This is a genomic window from Flavobacteriales bacterium (assembly GCA_013001705.1).
Lineage (GTDB): Bacteria > Bacteroidota > Bacteroidia > Flavobacteriales_D > JABDKJ01 > JABDLZ01.
Window position 1 is genome coordinate 1 of the sequence record JABDLZ010000162.1, and the last position, 19,738, is coordinate 19,738.

Here is a 19,738-nt window from a genome sequence, read left to right on the forward strand (position 1 = left end):
TTAGGGGCTTATGGTCCTTCCACTTCTCCATGCATCCATCGTCAGATACCAACTGGGCCTGTGATCGAGGGTCCGGTCCAATATGTAATCTCCTTCTTTGAAGAACGTGAATTCCAAGGGATCTTCAGCATCACTCGCCCCATAATACCAAGTCTCTCGATTGCCACTCCGCTCGATCTCATTGGGCGGACCGTATACGATATGGATCAGACCACGGTCGGTCTTCCATCCTTCCATATGGGTCGAGAAGAAGAGATTGGCCTCTTCTACTCGTGAATAGTACTGCTCGATGAGCACCTTGGCCCGTTCACGGCTTCCGGCACATGTGATCCAAAAACGTTCTAAGGCCTCTTGATGATCATCCGCATTCATCATCGAAGTATACTCATCGGTAGAAGTGATGAATCGCAGCACCTCGACCATATCTTGATGACTTGTCATCTTGGGGAAGGCAGCTGGGTATATCGGGACCTCGAGTACCGTATTGAGCTCAGGTTGGAATAACTCCAGGAGGTTCTGTTCGGGACAGTTGAGTTCTATTCCTCCTTTATAGTCCAGTGTCAACTCTCCGGCCGGTGTGATCACCCGTGGCTTACGCGGATTGATGGTAAAAGGAAGTGGTGGAAGTCCATCTGTACGCTCATAAGCACGGACAATGGCCGTCCCATCTCCCCAACCATAGGGAAAGAGGGCTATAGTCTGACCGGGAGCGCAAGCACAGTATCTGGACGGACGCCCTTCTACAAGAACATTGAAATATCTATGGTCATTCCCGCTGGTGGTATGAAAAGCGATGAATTTGGACTGCTTCTTACTGACATTATCATTCATGTAGATCCGCACTTCGTAGTCGATTGAATCGCGCATAGGGATAGCGAATCGACCGTAGACGAGTTCGTCCATGGGTTTGTCGTACTGCCTGATGAGGTTATGTCTGATGGTGTCAGAATTCCCAACCACCGAACTCACTGTGAGCACCTTGAATCCTACATCGATCTTGAATGGGGATTGGGTATCCTTCCTTTTGTGCAGTAGGTGCCCGGTACGCACTCTGAAATACACATAAGCCGAATCGACACTGGATTGCCTGACGTAGGCATCATGTCCGAATTCTGGATCCAGATCATATAGTTCCTCATAAACGCGTAAAGTGCTCGTGGGTAAACACCCTTGGAACACCATGAGCAATGTGACAACACAGATCCATAGGATGGGCTTCTTCCTCGAATCCGAGCATGTTCTGAAAACAAGATCTGAAAGTGAGAAATCCATAGCGGTCCAAATGTAGATAAACCTCGCTCCTAGAACAGCGCAGAATATCCGAAGTGTATCTTTCCTGTCTGCAGGTCTATCGCCTGCCCGAGCTGACTCCCGAGGGCATAATTTATATTGAGTATCCCAGCAGCGGTCCCAAATGCTGCTCCTAGCCCCAGTCCATAGGGAGTATCGCTCAGATAGCCCTCTAGTACATCCTGCTCATACCAGGCATAGTCCACAAATGCGGTCAGATAGGATCTCTCATCGAAGAGCAAACGATACTCCAAGGTGGAGATCAGATAGGAGCTTGCCCGAATGCTCTGTTCATCAAAGCCTCTCAGACTTTTCAGCCCACCTATCCGATAGAGCTCGTTCGGAATAATGACATCACTTTCCATACGTTGTCCAGTCATCTGGAGTAAACACGTGCTCCTTTTCTTAATAGGTATGAAATAACCGAGATCCGCTTGGGCCATGTATTGATCGACCGACACCTGCTCGCTTGACCCAGTTCCTGACTGCACTTCCTTATCGCCATATGAGATTCCCGCATTAAGAAATAGTCCTTTACGTGGATTGAAGCGATCATCGAGGGCATTGTATTCATAGTCTACACCGATCTGCTGGGTACGCGTGCTACTGCCAGGAACTGTATCGCTTACCAAGAGGTCATTGACGACTCGTGATGAGATGAAAGCGGCAAATGAACTCGAGTTCTCCAGAATGGTGAAAAGCGATGCATTCAGTATCACTTGATTGAAAGTGGTGTCCTGTCTGAATTGCTCGATACCTGCTTTCACTCCCAATCGCGAACCGAAAAGATAGGGATAGCGGATATCGAATTCCAATCGTTGTGTATTATCGGCCACGCGTTGCCATCGAAGATGGATCGCATCTAGATGGGAGAAGGCATTTTGCAGGTCCAATTGCACCTCTCCCGTAAAGCTTACCTTCCCATCAGCATCCGGCTGAAAACCCACTATACCATCCACTTGATTGGCATTGCGTTTCTCTACTCCTAGAAGCACCCTGGCCTTCTGACCGGAGAAGATGACCGAGGTATTCCGCACTACTTGTAAGAAGGGCAATTGACGTAGCCTTCGATCAGCATCTTCCACCAATTCTTCATTATATATTTCCCCTGAGCGGATTCCTAAATGATGACCGATGACCTTAGCAGGAAGTTGCGGTGATTGGAGCAAGATCAGACTATCGAATCGGACCAAAGGGCCGGGATAGATGACAGCTTCAGAAAGAAGAAGGGAAGAATCCAAACTGTTATTGATCTCTAGCCGAGCAAAGGGATACCCATTGTTCTCCAGACGATCGAGCTTTTTCAATTTCTGTCTATGACCTGCATTGAGTCCAGAGGGCAGATCGAATCGTTGTCCTACATATATATAATAATGGACAGAAGGCTCATCTATTCGCATAGAGTCGATCGAGAATGATAGATAGCCTTCCTCACGTTGCTGTCTGACCTGATCATCCAGATATGCCCGAGAAGCATCTATGGATTCGAACTGACGCTCCCAATTCACGAAACGATCGACCTGATCAGCGTGATAATCGGCAGTCACCTGCGCAGCTATGGGCAGATAGAAAAGGACCAAAAGACATTGAATAGACCGTATCATGGGTATTCAGGACTGCACACTTAACGCGACAAGGCGGTTCCACACATATATCGTGGAATAATTATTGAAACAAATTTCGCGTTAATGAGTACAATAGGTATACTTTTGAATCCGAATGACGCTAAGACGTTATCAAAATCTGAGCAAGATGACTAAGAAGATTTTCGCTTTTGCTGCTTTTGTTCTTTTCTGCATGGCCTTGACTTCATGCAGTAAATCCAAGTCTTGTGCTGCCTACAGTAAGGTGGACACAGTGAAGAGCGAGCAAGTAGAAAGCTGAGCCTAGATATAGGTGAACTCGACCTGCTGTTCGATATCGCTGGATAGACTCAGCGCCACCGGACAGTTTTTCGCTACCATTTCCAACACTTTCCGCTTATCCTCTGGAACTGAGGATGGCATTTCAATCTGAACACGGATCTTACCGATCCTCCTAGGACCATCCAACATGGTCTTCGTCACGTCACATCGTGCTCCTTGGATATCCAGACCCTGATCACGCGCTTTGATCCCCATGATCGTCAACATACATGCCCCTAGAGATGAGGCAGTTAGGTCGGTAGGAGAGAAATCTTCTCCTAGACCTTGATTATCGATAGGTGCATCCGAACGGATAACGCTGCCTGAGCGCAGATGTTCAAGCGAGCATCTGAGATCTCCATTATAAACGATTCTACTAGTCGCCATACATACTTTTTCGCCCAAATATCGTTGCATTTATAGTAGTTTTACAATTGATGAGGAACTCTCTATTTTTCTGTTCTTTTCTCATCCTCTGCATAGCCCTACAAGCCCCGCTCAAGGCTCAACAAACGGTCTATGACGAGGCCACTGTGCTGTTCACCAAAAGCCTGCAAGGAGGAGTGCATGTTCATCCAAGGGGCTGGGGTGTCAATTTCGCCTACGGGGATATTCAAACAGTAGATCGGACCGTGCTTTACGGTATCGAGATATTGGGCATGAAACACTCCAAAGAGGTCAAACAATTCAATGCCTTCTACGAGGACGCCAAAGGATATGCCTATGGAAAACTCAATGCATTCTATGTCGTGCGCCCGACCATCAGCATCAAGAAGGTGCTGACCGAGAAATACCGAAAGAGTGGTGTGGAAGTCTCACTGAGAACGGGAATAGGACCTTCGATAGGATTCACCAAGCCCATTTATCTGGAGATCATACGACCCATCGATCAGAATCGCTTCACCTTGCGAACGGAGAAATACGACCCCGATCTGCATGGGGTCAATAATATTTACGGCAAGGCCTCTGCCTTGCAGGGATTCGATGAGTTGAAGATCTGGCCTGGAGTCCATGTACGAAGCAGTCTTTATTTCGAACTCTCTCCCTACCAAAGTCAGTTAAAAGGCATCGAAGTAGGTACAGCGCTGGATGGCTATCTGGAGAAAGTGCCTCTGATGGCATTCGAGGAGAACAATCAGTTCTTCTTCAGTTTCTTCATCAATCTTTTCATAGGTAAGAAATTCAATAGGAGCATCACCGAATGAGTGAAGTCACTACTACGACCAAGCCAAAGAAGCGAAAGCCCGATTGGCTGCGCGTGAAGCTACCCACCGGGGAGAACTTCAAAAAGGTGCGCAAACTTGTGGACGAACACGGTCTGCATACCATATGCCAGAGTGGGAACTGCCCCAATATGGGAGAATGTTGGGGAGCAGGTACTGCCACCTTCATGATCCTAGGGAACACCTGTACCCGATCATGTGGATTCTGCTCGGTAAGCACCGGACGACCTGATGATATAGACCCTTTCGAGCCGGCCAAAGTGGCCCGGTCCGTGCAACTTATGGAGGTCAAACACTGTGTGATCACCTCGGTAGACCGAGATGATCTCCCTGATGGAGGCTCCGAGATATGGGCCCGCACTGTAAGGGCCATTCGCAGGAAATCTCCCGGCACCACTATGGAAACACTCATACCTGATTTTGCAGGAAAATGGGAGAATCTGCAGCGGATCATCGATGTAGCTCCAGAGATCGTTTCCCATAATCTGGAGACGGTACGCAGACTGACTAAAGAGGTGCGCATCCAAGCAAAATATGACCGTAGCCTGGAGGTCTTGCGTAGATTGAAGCAAGGTGGAATGAAGACCAAATCCGGAGTGATGCTCGGTCTGGGCGAGAGCCGTGACGAAGTATTGGAGACCATGGAAGACCTCCGAGCGGTCAAATGCGATATTCTCACATTAGGACAATATCTTCAGCCTACCCCTGAACATCTACCCGTGGCAGAATTCATCACTCCTGAACAATTCGATGAATACCGTGAGATCGGTCTGAAAATGGGCTTTCGTTTTGTAGAGAGCGGTCCACTTGTCAGGAGTTCATACCATGCTGAGAAGCATGTATTCTGAACCGCATGTCCTAGAAATGAGATCAATGGATTTCATTGGTCGTGAGATGGCCTCAGAAAGGGCTCTGATCATGATAAATTCGTACATTGACGGCCGTTTTGAACGAGCGGACGATTTTAGAAAAAGAATCAATTTTATAAGATGAAGCGAACATTACCTATTCTACTCGCCCTTATAGTGGCCTCGGCCATTTGCACCTTGACCATCGAGAAAGCTGAACCCACTTACAAAGAGCGGGCTTCTCTCGATAGCCCTGCACTCTGGCAAGGAGCCAAAGAAGTGCGCTACAATCTTCTCAAGGACCCCACCACTGGTGAGATCGACTATCAGGCCATCTATGATGTGCAGAAGACTCTGGCCAAGATGACTCCGGACAGGAGCGCTAAGAATCTGGACGTGGAGTGGACCTCTGCCGGACCAAATAACGTGGGCGGACGTACACGCTCGGTCATTACCTATCAGGAAGACCCGACCCGTGTGCTCATGGGTGGTGTATCAGGAGGTATCTGGCGATCGGATAACTCTGGAGAGGAATGGTACCGTCTCGAATCATTCGATGATAATAATGTAGCAGTATCCTCGATAGCACGGACTACTAACGGGACCATCTATGTAGGTACCGGAAACCGATATGATACCTTCATCGGTAATGGATTGTACTACAGCACCGATGACGGAGCTTCATGGAGCATTGTTGAGGATTTCACGCCAAGTACAACTTTCAACACCGATCCATGGTCAGAAGTCAATAGACTGATGGCCGACCCCAATGATGATAACAAAGTGTGGATCGCCTATGGGGACGGATTGGCCACCTACGATGAGACCAATGGTTTTGAGTCCGTATTGGATGTCAATGGTCTGTACTGCTCTACTTTCGATGTTTCGGCTGATGGGCAACGCATTCTAGCGGTAGTAGCGAACCAGCTCTACCTATCGACAGATGGGGGTGCAAGCTTTGAAGACAGGATGTCAAATGACTTCGGGGACGTTCCTTCAGGGAATGTAGGTCGTATCGAAGTGGCTATCTCCAAAGACGACTCGGATTTCATGTACTGCGTAGTGGTGAATTCGGGTAGTTATATGAGAGGCTTCTACGGATCGACCGATGGAGGTGCTACTTGGTATGAACTCCACGGGGACAGCAACTCGGGTCAGTTACCCTTCTCGCCATTCTCCAATGAGATTCAAGGCCAAGGAATTTATGATTGTGCTCTGACGGTACAACCGGGCAATCCACAACGTGCCATCTTAGGTGGTATCCGCGTGTATGATGTGGAGCTTCAAAGTGTGAACCCACCATCCAGTCAATGGAGTCTGTTGAATGTCAATTTCACCAATGACGGAGGGGTCAACCCTCAGTACGTCCACTCGGATATCCACGAATTCCACTGGGATGCCAATGGCGTATTCTACATCGGATGTGATGGAGGTATCTTCAAGTCATTCAACAATGCTGGGACTTTCGTTTCATCCAATTATGAGAACCGTACGACTCAATTCTACGGAATTGATTTCAGCAATGATGGAGGTATTATCGGAGGAACCCAGGATAACGGTACACATGTCATATCCGGGTTCAACATCTCCAGCAATGATTCTGACCAAGCACTGGGAGGTGACGGCTTCGACTGTTTGATCTCCAAATTCCAAGACGGATTGGCCTTCGCCACCATTTATAATAACGATGTCTACCGCACTTTCGACAATGGTGTTACAGGGATCAACATCGTTACTCCGGCTGAGTATCCCGGTCCTTTCTGGACAATTATCGATCTATATGAGACTATCACGGAGGAAAATGCCACGGAGATCGTTCCATTCACAGCGGTGGATGACATCAGTGCTGGTGAGACCATCGATTACTTCAGCTTGAGTTATGATATGCCGCTGTCTACAGTAGCCAGTGAGAATATCGCTGCTGGAGAGACGGTCCTTCTACCGGACCCAGCCCAATCGATCTTCTGTGTAGGTGGTTTCGGAGGATTCCGCATGACGCGTGATGCGACCCGTAACACAGTGACGGCTGGAGATATACAGTGGGCGACTGTGAGCGGTCTATCTGGAACGGTGACCAGTTTCGAGTTCTCACCTGATGGGGACCACATGTACGTGGGAACTTCTGGCGGGCGTGTATACCGCATCTCAGGATTGAGAGATGCCTTTACTGCCTCGGATCTGCAGTCTGCAGGTACTTCTAATAGAACACAGATCTTCGCAGGTAGCGGTACCATCCAAGACATGGCTGTCGACCCAAACAATCCGAATAGACTGGCCATTGCTCGTCCTGGATACTCTACCATCGATCATATATTGATCAGTGAAACAGCGGCCACCGCTACTGATGATGATTCATTTGTCCCTGCATGGAACATGCCAGCTGGTCTGGAGCGTATGCCGGCCTACAGTGTTTCATTCGATGTCAACAATCCGGATAGGATCTACGCAGGAACCGAGTACGGTGTATGGGTTTCAGAAGACTTGGGAGCTACCTATGAGGAGTGCAATGGTGCCATGGGACGTGTTCCGGTATATGCTTTGGAACAGCAGACCATGACCACTGAGGATCTCGGACCACTTCCAGGAGTCGTACTCAATGAAGGAACATTGTATGCAGGTACCTTCGGTAAAGGCATCTACTACTTTGGGGACTACATTCTCAACGTAGATGATGTGGAAGGAGATGATATTCTCTCTGAGGTCACGCTCTATCCGAATCCGATGAACAATGAAGGTCAAGTACGTCTAGACCTCATGGAGGCATCGAATGTGACGATGGAGATCTATGATATCAATGGCAAGCAACTCGAGTCAATCCAGAAGGGGAAACTATCCCGTGGTGAACACCTCTTCAGATTCGATGTTTCGAATTTCGCAGAAGGGAACTACGTCCTGAGCATCTTGACAGATGGTAAGCGTCAGTCACGTGCATTCATCGTGACTCGATGATCGGGATACTTTCTTATAAATGAGATCAGAAAGGCCTTCGAAAGAGGGCCTTTCTTCATTTACGATCGTAAGTGAGGAGCTGTGTTTCCTCTCCGTTGAATACCGCGTAGGTGAAGTGAGATATCCAATCCCCCAGATTGATACAGGTAGCCCCTTGGGCCAGATCGATCTGCATGGGAAGATGCCTATGGCCATAGATGAAGTAATCAATGGAAGCATCTTGTTCCAAGATCTCATTGGAATGGATGATCAACCACTCTTTCTCTTCTCCCAGGAAAGCGAGATACTCCTCTGACTCGGCTGCACGACTCCTCTGTGAGAAGTATTGAGCAATGCGGATCCCTAAGTTGGGATGTATACGTGCAAAGAGCCATTGACACACCTTGTTGCGAAAGACGCTCTTGATGAATTTGTAGCCGTGATCCCCTGGACCTAAGCCATCTCCATGAGCAATGTAGAATTTCTTATCTCCGAAATTCCGTATCACCGGTCCATCCACGATCTGTACTCCGATCTCCTCTGGTAGGTAATCAAATAACCACATGTCGTGATTTCCCAGATACATGTAGACTGGAATTCCTCGGTCGCATAGCTCCGCCAGTTTACCCAATGTGCGGACAAATCCTTTTGGAACCGCTTTGCTGTATTCGAACCAGAAATCGAAGACATCGCCCACCAAGTGGATCTCCTCAGCATCCCGACCCACCTCATCCAACCACCGTACAAAAGCCCTCTCGCGCTCCAGAGAACTCGTAGTCCCATCTACACCTAGATGCAGATCGGAAGCGAAGTATATGTTCTTACCCGTGTTCATAGGGATAATCGATCGATCAAGTAACGGATATCTACGCGGTCCAAACGTAATTGAAATCTGATCGTCTCTATGTACTCTATCTCTTGGAAGTCATAATAGTCCGTAATGGATGATGAGGACAGAACCGGAAAGGAGATATCGAAGAAATCATCGATCAGGCTCAACCGTACACCGGCCTCGTAGAGCGACTCATTATCATTTGAAGTAGCATATACTCCATAATTCCCGAATATGGACACGGGAAAAGGAACCGGAAGATCTACTTCTCCATTGAGGGCAATCACCCAATCATCTGTAGTACCGAAAGGAGTACGATGGATGAATCCCCCTCGATTCCCTACCCATTGCTGAGCGACCAGATCCTCCATCTCACCTCTTGCTAGGAGCAAGTGATCATAGCGATAATCATCATAGGTACCATCTATCCGTCTAGAGGCGCCTTGACCGGCCAGTGATAAGGTAGCACCGAGCGGAGGGAATTCACGTGTCCACATCTTTGCTCCATAGAGTCTGAGTCGCCAGGCATTCTTGTTCTTGTCAAAGATCTGCTCTACAGAAAATTCCCCTGTGACCTTCTGATAGGCATCATGGAATTCGAGCATCAGACCGCCATCCGTGTCGGTCAGGCCCTGACTTCTACCATACGCATATCCCACTTCATTGAATACCAGCTCTGACGATTCAGTTGATTCTGACCCCGTGGACTCTTGGTAGATATAATGGAGTCGATAGAAGATATCGTGTGAAGCCTTATGACGGGCTGGGTCCTGATAGGTATAGGTGAATGAGGGCCTCAGTTTCAGATATCGATGTGATATGTCATCCTCCAAAGCTGATGTGAAGCGCTTCACCTGCAGACCCACCTCGAATCTATCGGGAGCAGTCTCAGTCGGATAAATCGTTAACCGTATGTTCCCAAGACCAGACAAGTCATCTTCACCAGTGCTATACATCGGGATAAGGGTCCATTCCAATGGCTTTGGGATAATCTCGAGATTGCTCAGATAACCGCCCAGCATGAGCTCATCGTGCGTATTCCACCCTAGAGCGGGTGCGTAGTACACTTTGGGTCTTCGGGACAGTCCAGTACCGATCACAGGTCTGAACTCGGGCATCGCCCATTTTTCCAGGATTCCAGAACTCCGAATGACATCATTCCTCCGCACAGATTGTAGCGATCGAGCATCCGGGTCGATGATGGCCCGATCGAAATCCTCCTTGCTGGATATCCTGAAGACCTCCCCCTCTCCCACTTGAGAATCCACTTGCTCACCGTCTTTGAAGAAGCCCACCCGGATAGGCCCGGTATATGCGGTCTTAGACCGCACACCGATGCTATTGTCCGCACGGTCATAGTCCGTCATGGCGTGGTCCGTCTTGATGACGGATTCGACCAAGGGCTGGAAGGAAGTACCCAATGATTCTCCGGTGCTCTCTTCTAAGCTCGATAGCAGATCCTGTGCATCGGGGTGTTTGAACTTCCATCGCTGGAAGTAGTCCTGCATGGCCTTATCAAAGCTCTCCTTACCCCAAATGGATTCCCAGTGGTCCATGAGCAATGCTCCTTTCATATAGACTATGGCACCATAGTTCAAAGGGGAGAATTCCAGACTGTGAGTGGCGAGTGCTTGGTCTTGGTGTCTGCAGGCCATCAATCGATAGGCAAATTGGGGCATGTCTTCACTTACCGTTCCCAATAGGTCAGCCCAGCCCTTCTCTGGATCGGGATATTTCTCCTTGAAATATCGTTGCTCATAATAGCTGTTGATACCTTCATCCATCCAAGCCTCAGTGCGCTCATTGCTTGCAAGAATCCCGTAGAACCAGTTGTGCCCGATCTCATGTACGATGACCTGTTCCAAGCGCTTCGCATCCGATGTGCCGTTGATCACCGTGATCATGGGATACTCCATACCTCCTCCTGCAGCCAAAGTCCCATCTACCACAGTCACCTGGCTATAGGGGTACTCACCCACAGCTTTAGAATAGTGTCTGGTCCCATCGATGAGATATTCCATGCTCTTGGCCCATTGATCGGCATGGCGGTTCGTGTGTAGCACCCATCCGTCCACTTCCTTTCCTGAATCCAAACTGAACTGCTCATGAATGACATGGAATCGCTTATCAGCAAACCATGCGAAATCATGCACACTATCGGTATGATAGTGGATGGTCTTGGTCTCGGGAGAACTGGGTGGAAAGCTATTGTCCATCCCTTGCCAGGGTCGAGTGGAATGTTGCTCTGCCAATTCGAGCATGAATTGACGTTCTGATTCTTCCTGTAGCTCTCCCGTGGCCCCTACCACATAATTCCGAGGCAGGGTCAAAGTGACATGATAAGAACCGAATTCACTATAGAATTCCCCTTGGTTCAGATAAGGCATGGGATGCCAACCCTCGCTATCATACACTGCTGGTTTCGGGTACCATTGGGTGATCTGGTAGCTCTGTCCGATATGACCTAAGCGTGATATCTTACTACTCGGAATCTTGACTTTGAATGGAGTAGACAGGGTCATCTGCTCGCCTGGTGCCAAGGCCTTCGGCAATTGGATGTGGGCAATATCCGGATGATCATTATAGGCTGAGAATTCCACGGCTTCCCCATCGATGGTGAAAGCTAGGCCTTCGATCGACCCGCGTTCAGATTCCGTGCTGAATTCCAAGTCCAATTGCCCGGTATTCCTTAGCTGTTCTGCTAAGGCTGTCGTACGAGAACTATAGGCATTGGGCCACAAGTGGATGTAGATCTCTTCTAGGACATCGGCCGATCGATTGTGATAGACCATCTCAATCTCGCCTGTCAGCATATGGGCCTCATCATCCAGTGTGACCTCGATGGTGTAGTCCACCCATTGTTGGAAGTACTCCTGTGCAAGAGTGGTGACAGGAGTCAGTAAAAGGATCAGATAAAGGGCACCGCGCATCAAGCCGATCCGAAGATCTCAGCTAGTTTGTCTTCCAGTGCTTTACCGCGCAATTTGGTCGCTACCACATTCCCATCAGGATCCACCAAAACGGTGAAAGGAATACTACGCACACCATAATCGGCTGCAGCCACTGAATTCCATTTCTTCAGATCACTGACATGTAGCCAGTCGAGTCCATCTTTTTCAATGGCCTTGAGCCAGCGGTCCTTGCTACTATCCAGGGACACTCCGAGTATCTCGAATCTATCCCCACCGTATTTCTCATAGAGCTTGACCACATTGGGATTCTCCCTACGACAGGGTCCGCACCACGATGCCCAGAAATCGATGAGTACATACTTTCCTTTCAGACTGCTCAAGGAGACGAATTTCCCGTCTGGATCCTGCAGGTCGATTTCTGGAGCGGGCTCGCCAGATTTCAGCTTGGCCATGGCCTGTTCTTGCTGCTTTTGCTGAGCGAGGGCCTGCTCCATCTGCTGGATCTTCGAATTCAAAGAGGTCAGATAAGGAGAACTGGGAATGACCTCTTTCATGGCACTGCTCACTTTCTTGTATTCGGTCAATGCACCTCGGATATCTACTGCTGAGATGATACTCAATGCCGCAGGAGAATCCAGGTTCTCCATGGCGAGTTCTTTCAGCTCCTTCTCGAACGCCCGTGTCATCTTCCCTTCTTCCTGACTGAGGGCGATGCGTATCATAGGATCCGTATTCGTGGGTAGACTCTTGGATAGCCCTTTAACACTGTCCAGATCATGCTGGAATCGTTCGGTGAGCACAAAGAACTCTTTCATGACTTCACTATCTGGCGACCCGCTCACAGAATAGGTGCGAATGAAGTCATCGGCATCTCCTTCGATATGGATGTCGGTATGGGTGCTATCGAATATGAGTACAACTGGGTCTCCCCCGCCCACTGAAAGTTTGAAGTAGTCCAATGAGGGATTCTGAAGATCCAAAGCAAAGGACCCATCACTTCCTACCACAGCCGTACTGGCCGGAGAGCTTCCATCGAACACCTGTAGGCTTACTTCCTGTCCGGCTGCGTTCTCCAGATTTCCGGAAACGGTCATGGTACCTGGTCCTGAACTACATGCACTCAGAAGGATGAGCACGATCGCACTAGCTATAAATGTCTGTTTCATATTCACTTCTCTAATAATTCTCTCAATTTCTGACTTGCCGCTTTGGGATCGGCCTTTCGCTGTGACAATTTCATCACTTCACCCATGAACAGTCCCAACAGCCCTTTATTCCCCTGACGATAGGCCTCGGCCTTGTCCGGATATGCGGCAATGGCCTGCTCTACAAATTCGGTGATGCTGTCTTCACTGCTATCCTGTATCAGGTCCAAGCGCTCCGCGATCTGCAAGGGGTCCTCTTCTGAAACAAGCATCTCAGGAAAGATATTCTGGGAAGCGATCGAACTACTCACCTTGCCTTCTTCAATGAGACCGATCAGCGATGCAAGGCGTTTGGGTGAGATGGGGAATTCATCGATCTCCTTAGCCTGTTTGTTCAGCCAAGATTTGATTTCTCCCATGACCCAATTAGCAGCTGATTTGGCCTTGGGTGTATGCTCTAGGAGGGCTTCGAAATACAGAGCGATCTCCTTCTCTTCGGTAAGCACTCCTGCATCATAGGCGCTCAGACCCAGTTCTTCAGTATACTTCTTATGCAGTTCACGGGGCAATGGGGGCAGACTCTTACGCACTTCGGCCACATCTTCTCGCGTCACCAATAGAGGCTGGATGTCCGGCTCGGGGAAATAACGATAGTCGTGTGCCAATTCCTTGGAACGCAGTCCGAAGGTCCGATCATTGACAGCATCATAGCTTCGGGTCTCCATGTGGATGCTGCCACCGGACTCAAGGATATCGATCTGACGCTTCATCTCAAAAGCGATGGCCCGTTGTACATTCCGGAAGGAGTTCATGTTCTTGACCTCTGTTCGCTGACCGAGTTCCTTGATGCCCTTCTTCCGAACTGAGACATTCGCATCACAACGCATACTCCCTTCTTCCATGTTGCCATCGCAGACATCCAGGTAGCGCACCACTCTGCGTATCTCCGTTAGATAGGCGTAAGCTTCTTCAGGGTCATAGATGACCGGTTCACTCACTACTTCTACCAAGGGTACTCCGGCCCTATTGAGATCGACCAAGGTGTTGAATGGATCCTGGTCGTGTATACTCTTACCAGCATCTTCCTCCATGTGGATACGGGTCAATTCTATATCACGCGTACGTCCATCGGAGAGCTTGATATGTACATGACCTCCAGAACAAATGGGAGTGGTATCCTGCGTGATCTGATAGCCCTTGGGCAAATCCGCATAGAAGTAGTTCTTCCGAGCGAAATGCATCTCTTCGGCAATCTCACAATCGAATGCGAGCCCGAGACGGATAGCCAATTCCACGCTGCGCTTGTTGACTACCGGTAGGGTGCCGGGCATACCTACATTGAGCGGATCGACCAAGGTATTGGGCAAGGCACCGTATTCGTTCTTATCGCCACTGTAAGCCTTGGAGGCGGTCTTCAGCTGCAAGTGGACCTCCAGTCCACATACCAGTTCATATGCATCATAAGGTGCTCCCATAGTCTTAGATGGAGGCGATAAGTTCTTTCATGATCAAGGTCATCTTGGGTTCGGCCTTGGAAGCCACTGCGATGACATCTTCGACCGACACCTCCACGATCTGACCTTCCACACCCATATCGGTGATGATGGAGATGGCGAAGCAGGGGATGTCCATATGTCGCGCTACGATCACCTCGGGGACGGTACTCATACCCACGGCATCGGCACCGATGCGATATACATACTCGTATTCGGCAGGTGTTTCCAAGGTAGGCCCGGTCAGTCCTGCATAGGTCCCTACCTGAACTTTGACACCGTTCGAAGAAGCGATCTCTTTGGCCTTGGCGATAAGTGCATGGTCATAAGGTTTGCTCATATCAGGGAAACGAGGTCCCAGTTCTTCGATATTCTTACCCCGCAAGGGATGCTCTGGGAAAAGGTTGATGTGGTCATCCAAGATCATCAGATCACCGATCTCGTAGTCGCGATTGACTCCTCCACTGGCATTGGAGACAAATAGCCGCTTGATACCCAAGAATCTCATCACCCGCACCGGGAAGGTGACCTCTTTCATATCATAGCCCTCATAGTAGTGGAAACGGCCTTGCATGGCCACCACACGTTTATCGCCCAATTTACCGATGATCAATTGACCATGGTGGCTTTCCACGGTAGAAACAGGGAAGTGTGGTATATCATCGTAAGATAGCTTGACCTCCGCCTCGATCTCTTTTCCCAGCCCACCCAGACCGGTTCCTAGGATGATTCCTACTTCAGGATCTCCCGGAATACGTTCCTTGATCCAATCAGCTGTTTCTCTTATTTGTTCGAGCATATGCGCGTATCATTTCTTCCAATCCTTCTGTCATGAAGGAGACCTCTATCGGCAGCTCGAGAATCTCGACTTGCGGATCGCCAGTATCTCCTAATAGACCCCTGATCTTCACAGCGTCTTTGGCTGTGGTCACCAGTACCGGATCACGGCCTGCAAAATTAGCACATATCTCCATGAGCATTCGGAGCTCATGCGGGGTATACTGATGGTGATCGGAGAATTTTTTGACCTCCAATACGTCTGACTTGGAGGCTACATAATCATGTAAGAGGCTATCATCAGCAATACCTGAGAATAGCACGACCGACTGCGGCCAATCCTTGGGTTCCTCAGGATGCGTGATAGAACGAAGAGCGCCATAGTCGATCCGAGCAAAATGGACCGGAGCGGTACTGTACCAAGCAGCCGACTCACGCATGGACTCCATCTCTTGTGCACTGAGTTGCGCAGGGCATTTGGTCACCACGATGGCATGCGCATATCGCGCCCGTTCCTTCACGTCTCGAAGTCGTCCTTCAGGGACCAAGGCATTGTCCCAGAAGGGTCTATCATACGGTGTGAGCAGGATATTGAAGCCGGAATGCAATGGTCGATGTTGAAAGGCATCGTCCAATACCACCAGATCCAAAACATGGTTCTCAGCCAATTGTTCCAATCCGCGCAATCGATCCTCACAGACGGCCACAGGTACATCTGGATGCATGCGCTTGATCAGCAGGGGTTCATCCCCTACCTCGGCAGGGGGGCTCTCCGTCACTACATCTCGGTATCCCTTGGTCTTGCGACCATAGCCCCTACTCAAGAGGGCCACCTTCAAATGGCCCTTGAGGATGTGTAGGATCTTATCGGTCATGGGTGTTTTGCCCGTACCTCCTAATTCCAGGTTGCCGATGACGATGGTGGTCACTGGACCGGATTCGCTTTTCCAGAAGCCTGTATCGTAGAGTCTATGACGCAACTTGAGAATGAGGCCGTATAGCCAAGAGAATGGTCTGAGCACGATGAAGAGCAGGTGCATGGAGGTAAAAGTAGGATTCACTTCGTATCGTTGGCTTTGATACCTTCGGACTCAATCACATCACGCTATGAAGATCACCGATATCGTCTCCTTTCTGGAAGAACTGGCTCCCCCAGCTTATCAGGAGTCCTATGACAACGCAGGTCTCATCATCGGCAGTATGGATCAGGAGCTAACAGGGACCCTCATCTGTTTGGATAGTACGGAAGAGGTGGTGCAAGAAGCCATTGAGAAAGGTGCCAATCTCATCATTGCCCACCATCCCATCCTCTTCAAGGGACTGAAACGCTTAAATGGCAAGAATTACGTTGAGCGTACCATCATTCGAGCGATCAAGAACGATATCGCTATCTATGCCATCCATACCAATTTGGACAATGTACGCGGTGGGGTCAACGAGATGATCGCAGACAAACTCGGTCTGGTTCCAAAAACACGCAGGATCCTCATGCCCAAGGGCGGCAGGCTCCTCAAATTGGAGAGCTATGTTCCCATCGACCATCTGGCCCGGGTTCTGAAAGCTCTTTGGGATTCCGGTGCTGGACACATCGGTAGATATGACCAGTGCAGTTTCAGACTGGATGGCAAGGGAACCTACCGACCGCTGTACGGTGCAGACCCCTTCGATGGGCAGATCGGTGAACGCAGCGAGGCAGATGAGACCAAGCTGGAAGTCATTCTACCGGATGCGCTGAGTTCTCAAGTCATGCAGGCTCTACGAAATGCCCATCCCTATGAAGAAGTGGCCTATCAACTCGTGCGTCTGGAGAATCCCTATCCGGATCTCGGAAGTGGGATCATAGGTGAATTACCCGAGGCCATAGAGACGAAGGCATTCCTACAAGAGGTCAAAAAGACCATGCAAGCCGGGGTGCTCAAGCATACACGCATCTGCCGGGATAGTGTACAAAAAGTGGCAGTGCTAGGAGGCAGTGGGATATTCGGATTGGCGGCTGCAAAGGCGTCTGGAGCCGATGTATTCATCACCTCGGACATCAAGTATCACGAGTTCTTCGATGCTGAGGATAGACTCATTCTGGTGGATATCGGTCACTACGAGTCGGAGCAGTATACACAGGAGCTTTTGCAGGGTCTTCTCGCAGAAAAATTCCCTAACTTTGCCCACCTTTTGACAGGGGTAAGAACAAACCCGGTAAATTACCTATAGCATGGCCACGAAGACTGGAAACATTGTAGAAGAAAAATTGAACGCTCTGTGGGAACTGCAGACTGTGGATTCTGCCATTGATAAGATCAGACAGGTGCGCGGAGAGCTTCCTTTGGAAGTAGAGGATCTGGAAGATGAAGTGGCCGGTCTGGATACACGTATCGCCAAGATCAACGATGAGATATCCGAGTTGAACGATGCCGTGTCAGCGCGTAAGAATGCGATCAAAGAGTCCAAGGCGGCCATCAAGAAATACACGGAGCAGCAGAACAAGGTGCGTAACAACCGTGAGTTCGAGTCCTTGAACAAGGAGATCGAGTATCAGACCTTGGAAATCGAACTCAGCGAGAAGAAGATCAAGGAATTCGGATTCCAGATCGATCAGAAAAAAGAGATGCTCGGTGAGGTAGAAGAGAAACTCAAGGACCGCAAAGCTCACCTCAAGGCCAAGAAGAAGGAACTGGACGATATCGTAAAGGAGACCGAGAAGGAAGAGAAGTCCCTTCAGAAGAAATCCAAAGCAGCCGAGAAGAAGATCGAAGCGAGACTCTTGGCTGCATATGAGCGACTCAGAGGAAGTGCACGCAACGGTCTGGCCGTAGTGAGCATCGAGAGAGATGCATGCGGTGGATGTTTCAATAAGATCCCACCTCAACGTCAGCTGGATATCAAGACTTATAAGAAGATCATCGTTTGTGAGCACTGCGGTCGTATCCTAGTGGATCAGAACGAGGAGGAATCTTGATTTTCTTCCGATAGTTTGCATAAAGCATTTCAAAAAGCTGGCCTTTGAGGCCGGCTTTTTTTGTACCTGAAAGGCCCGTCCCATGCGGGTGTCTACCGCTTGTCCCCTCTCTTTTGCGGACTGTCACCCCTTTGTCCATGCCCTTTTTGAGCGGCCTGTACACGGCCCCATCATCTTTGGGTCGACAATTACAGAAGGTGTCTATCAGGCCACATAATGGGACGAGAAAACACCGGTACATATCAAAATTCAATCACCATGTATACCTCATTAACTACACTCTTCAGCACCCTGCTCATGCTCGGTCTCTATTCATCAGCCTCGGCCCAAGAATCCCAGGGTATGGAGAAACCCTTCTCCGCCTCCATTGGATTCGGATATGCCGCTGCGAAGGTCGACCACAGCAATGTGGCCTATACCAATGCCGAATTTGCTCCCAAGATCAGGGCCGGGTTCAGCTATTTCGCTTCCGTGGATTATGCCATCAACGAACGATTCCAAGTAGGAATCGGTTTCAATGGGACCCATTCCCATGCCGAATTCATCCTCAACCCCAGTGTGGGCGATGAGCAGGTGAACGGCTATCTGGAAAAAGGAAATGTCTCCAGTACCCGTACCGTACTGAGACTGACCTATTCATCGGTCAAAGAAGGGATACGGCCCTTTGGCAGACTCGCTATCGGTCAGTTCAACGAGCAGGCCGAGATGGGAGATGTCCCATTGAAGCTCACCCAGAATGTGGAGACCGAGATGTTCCCTGATTTCAAATACTCGGGATTGGGTATGCTGCCAGAGATCGGAATCCATCACAAGTCCTTTTCCTTCTCGGTGGCCTATAGCCTACCTTTTGGGGAATTGGTAGGGGAAGAAGTTCCTGAAGGATTTGAATCCCCAGGCCGTATGCAGACCCAATGTGTGCAGATCAACGCATGCTACTGTATCGATCTTTTCTGAATGTGAATCGTGCATAGAGAAGCCGGCCTCAGTGCCGGTTTTTTGTCCTGGTTGCCAGATAAATGATTCTTATTCCCTTCATATCGAGGTATGAGCGGTATGGAGAGTTTTATATTCGGGTGTTAGGTGCTATGCCATACAGATTCCTCATAATAATCATTGCAATAAATTCTTTTGAAACACAGGCTCAACTGCCCATGTTGAACAAGGAGACTCAGATCGACACCCTTACAATGTCGATTGCCTTCTCAGATAGTATTCCAATTGGACTGCAACAAGAGCTCTCCGGGACATTTGCTCGATCGATCATCGACTTCAACAAACAAGCAGATAACGAATTCTATGTGGTTCTAGATACTGCACGAACAGGGGAATTCATCCATATCGATGTTGGTGAGATTAAATATTCAACTACAGGACGTAGTATCTGGGTGGCTTTGCTTGACCTCGGATTGCTCGGGGCAGATGTAGCACTACTA

Annotated in this window: 16 protein-coding genes; 7 read left to right on the plus strand and 9 right to left on the minus strand. The window is 49.3% G+C overall.

The features are described 5' to 3' along the window. The 3 genes from HKN79_06680 to HKN79_06690 all read right to left on the minus strand — a co-directional run bounded on the left by HKN79_06680 (position 1) and on the right by HKN79_06690 (position 3,581). Positions 1–1,272 carry a GWxTD domain-containing protein gene (locus HKN79_06680; protein NNC83244.1) on the minus strand — a complete coding sequence of 424 codons (1,272 nt, stop codon included), beginning with the start codon at positions 1,270–1,272 and terminating at the stop codon, positions 1–3. Between the two features lie 29 nt (positions 1,273–1,301). Continuing rightward, positions 1,302–2,870: a BamA/TamA family outer membrane protein gene (locus HKN79_06685; GenBank protein NNC83245.1), complete on the minus strand. Its 1,569-nt coding sequence runs from the start codon at positions 2,868–2,870 to the stop codon at positions 1,302–1,304. A gap of 306 nt (positions 2,871–3,176) precedes the next feature. Further along, entirely contained in the window at positions 3,177–3,581 is a 405-nt protein-coding gene (locus HKN79_06690) for an OsmC family protein (GenBank protein NNC83246.1), read from the minus strand. 50 nt (positions 3,582–3,631) lie between these two features. On the opposite strand from HKN79_06690, the gene HKN79_06695 reads away from it, so the two are divergent. The 3 genes from HKN79_06695 (at position 3,632) to HKN79_06705 (ending at position 8,214) form a co-directional block, all read left to right on the plus strand. Further along, positions 3,632–4,399 (plus strand): hypothetical protein, encoded by a 768-nt coding sequence (locus HKN79_06695; GenBank protein NNC83247.1) that lies wholly within the window; start codon positions 3,632–3,634, stop codon positions 4,397–4,399. Next, positions 4,396–5,265, plus strand: coding sequence for a lipoyl synthase (gene lipA / locus HKN79_06700; GenBank protein ID NNC83248.1), 870 nt, complete (start codon positions 4,396–4,398; stop codon positions 5,263–5,265). Before HKN79_06695 ends, lipA begins: the two co-directional genes overlap by 4 nt. A 141-nt stretch (positions 5,266–5,406) precedes the next feature. Beyond that, complete coding sequence (locus HKN79_06705) at positions 5,407–8,214, plus strand: T9SS type A sorting domain-containing protein (protein ID NNC83249.1); 2,808 nt, start codon at positions 5,407–5,409, stop codon at positions 8,212–8,214. Between the two features lie 55 nt (positions 8,215–8,269). Here HKN79_06705 and HKN79_06710 read toward each other — a convergent pair whose 3' ends face one another. From HKN79_06710 to lpxK, 6 genes are all read right to left on the minus strand, one after another. Beyond that, positions 8,270–9,028, minus strand: coding sequence for a UDP-2,3-diacylglucosamine diphosphatase (locus tag HKN79_06710; protein ID NNC83250.1), 759 nt, complete (start codon positions 9,026–9,028; stop codon positions 8,270–8,272). Further along, the gene (locus tag HKN79_06715; protein ID NNC83251.1) at positions 9,025–11,955 is read right to left on the minus strand and encodes a M1 family metallopeptidase; all 2,931 of its coding nucleotides are present in this window, start codon (positions 11,953–11,955) and stop codon (positions 9,025–9,027) included. Before HKN79_06715 ends, HKN79_06710 begins: the two co-directional genes overlap by 4 nt. Further along, a complete protein-coding gene (locus HKN79_06720; protein NNC83252.1) occupies positions 11,955–13,031 on the minus strand; it encodes a redoxin domain-containing protein in 1,077 nt (358 codons plus the stop codon). The genes HKN79_06715 and HKN79_06720 overlap by 1 nt, the downstream gene beginning before the upstream one ends. Positions 13,032–13,105: 74 nt before the next feature. Then, the gene (gene gatB / locus HKN79_06725; GenBank protein ID NNC83253.1) at positions 13,106–14,557 is read right to left on the minus strand and encodes an Asp-tRNA(Asn)/Glu-tRNA(Gln) amidotransferase subunit GatB; all 1,452 of its coding nucleotides are present in this window, start codon (positions 14,555–14,557) and stop codon (positions 13,106–13,108) included. A 4-nt stretch (positions 14,558–14,561) separates the two neighbouring features. Then, positions 14,562–15,374 (minus strand): purine-nucleoside phosphorylase, encoded by an 813-nt coding sequence (locus HKN79_06730; protein NNC83254.1) that lies wholly within the window; start codon positions 15,372–15,374, stop codon positions 14,562–14,564. Next, complete coding sequence (gene lpxK / locus HKN79_06735; GenBank protein ID NNC83255.1) at positions 15,346–16,413, minus strand: tetraacyldisaccharide 4'-kinase; 1,068 nt, start codon at positions 16,411–16,413, stop codon at positions 15,346–15,348. The genes HKN79_06730 and lpxK overlap by 29 nt, the downstream gene beginning before the upstream one ends. Positions 16,414–16,459: 46 nt before the next feature. Between lpxK and HKN79_06740 the strand changes: the two genes are divergently transcribed. From HKN79_06740 to HKN79_06755, 4 genes are all read left to right on the plus strand, one after another. Next, entirely contained in the window at positions 16,460–17,560 is a 1,101-nt protein-coding gene (locus tag HKN79_06740) for a Nif3-like dinuclear metal center hexameric protein (GenBank protein NNC83256.1), read from the plus strand. Between the two features lies 1 nt (position 17,561). Then, the gene (locus HKN79_06745) at positions 17,562–18,305 is read left to right on the plus strand and encodes a hypothetical protein (GenBank protein ID NNC83257.1); all 744 of its coding nucleotides are present in this window, start codon (positions 17,562–17,564) and stop codon (positions 18,303–18,305) included. Between the two features lie 258 nt (positions 18,306–18,563). After that, the gene (locus HKN79_06750; GenBank protein NNC83258.1) at positions 18,564–19,259 is read left to right on the plus strand and encodes a hypothetical protein; all 696 of its coding nucleotides are present in this window, start codon (positions 18,564–18,566) and stop codon (positions 19,257–19,259) included. A 197-nt stretch (positions 19,260–19,456) separates the two neighbouring features. Next, positions 19,457–19,738 (plus strand): hypothetical protein (locus HKN79_06755; protein NNC83259.1); only part of this gene is annotated, 282 nt, incomplete at its 3' end.

Bases quoted from the DNA above. Each gene is read 5' to 3' on its own strand.
- HKN79_06705 (NNC83249.1), top strand. From the start codon at position 5,407: ATGAAGCGAACATTACCTATTCTACTCGCCCTTATAGTGGCCTCGGCC.
- HKN79_06730 (NNC83254.1), bottom strand. From the start codon at position 15,374: ATGCTCGAACAAATAAGAGAAACAGCTGATTGGATCAAGGAACGTATT.
- HKN79_06680 (NNC83244.1), bottom strand. From the start codon at position 1,272: ATGGATTTCTCACTTTCAGATCTTGTTTTCAGAACATGCTCGGATTCG.
- gatB (NNC83253.1), bottom strand. From the start codon at position 14,557: ATGGGAGCACCTTATGATGCATATGAACTGGTATGTGGACTGGAGGTC.
- HKN79_06750 (NNC83258.1), top strand. From the start codon at position 18,564: ATGTATACCTCATTAACTACACTCTTCAGCACCCTGCTCATGCTCGGT.
- HKN79_06690 (NNC83246.1), bottom strand. From the start codon at position 3,581: ATGGCGACTAGTAGAATCGTTTATAATGGAGATCTCAGATGCTCGCTT.
- HKN79_06720 (NNC83252.1), bottom strand. From the start codon at position 13,031: ATGACCGTTTCCGGAAATCTGGAGAACGCAGCCGGACAGGAAGTAAGC.
- HKN79_06695 (NNC83247.1), top strand. From the start codon at position 3,632: ATGAGGAACTCTCTATTTTTCTGTTCTTTTCTCATCCTCTGCATAGCC.
- HKN79_06745 (NNC83257.1), top strand. From the start codon at position 17,562: ATGGCCACGAAGACTGGAAACATTGTAGAAGAAAAATTGAACGCTCTG.
- lipA (NNC83248.1), top strand. From the start codon at position 4,396: ATGAGTGAAGTCACTACTACGACCAAGCCAAAGAAGCGAAAGCCCGAT.
- HKN79_06740 (NNC83256.1), top strand. From the start codon at position 16,460: ATGAAGATCACCGATATCGTCTCCTTTCTGGAAGAACTGGCTCCCCCA.
- HKN79_06715 (NNC83251.1), bottom strand. From the start codon at position 11,955: ATGCGCGGTGCCCTTTATCTGATCCTTTTACTGACTCCTGTCACCACT.
- HKN79_06710 (NNC83250.1), bottom strand. From the start codon at position 9,028: ATGAACACGGGTAAGAACATATACTTCGCTTCCGATCTGCATCTAGGT.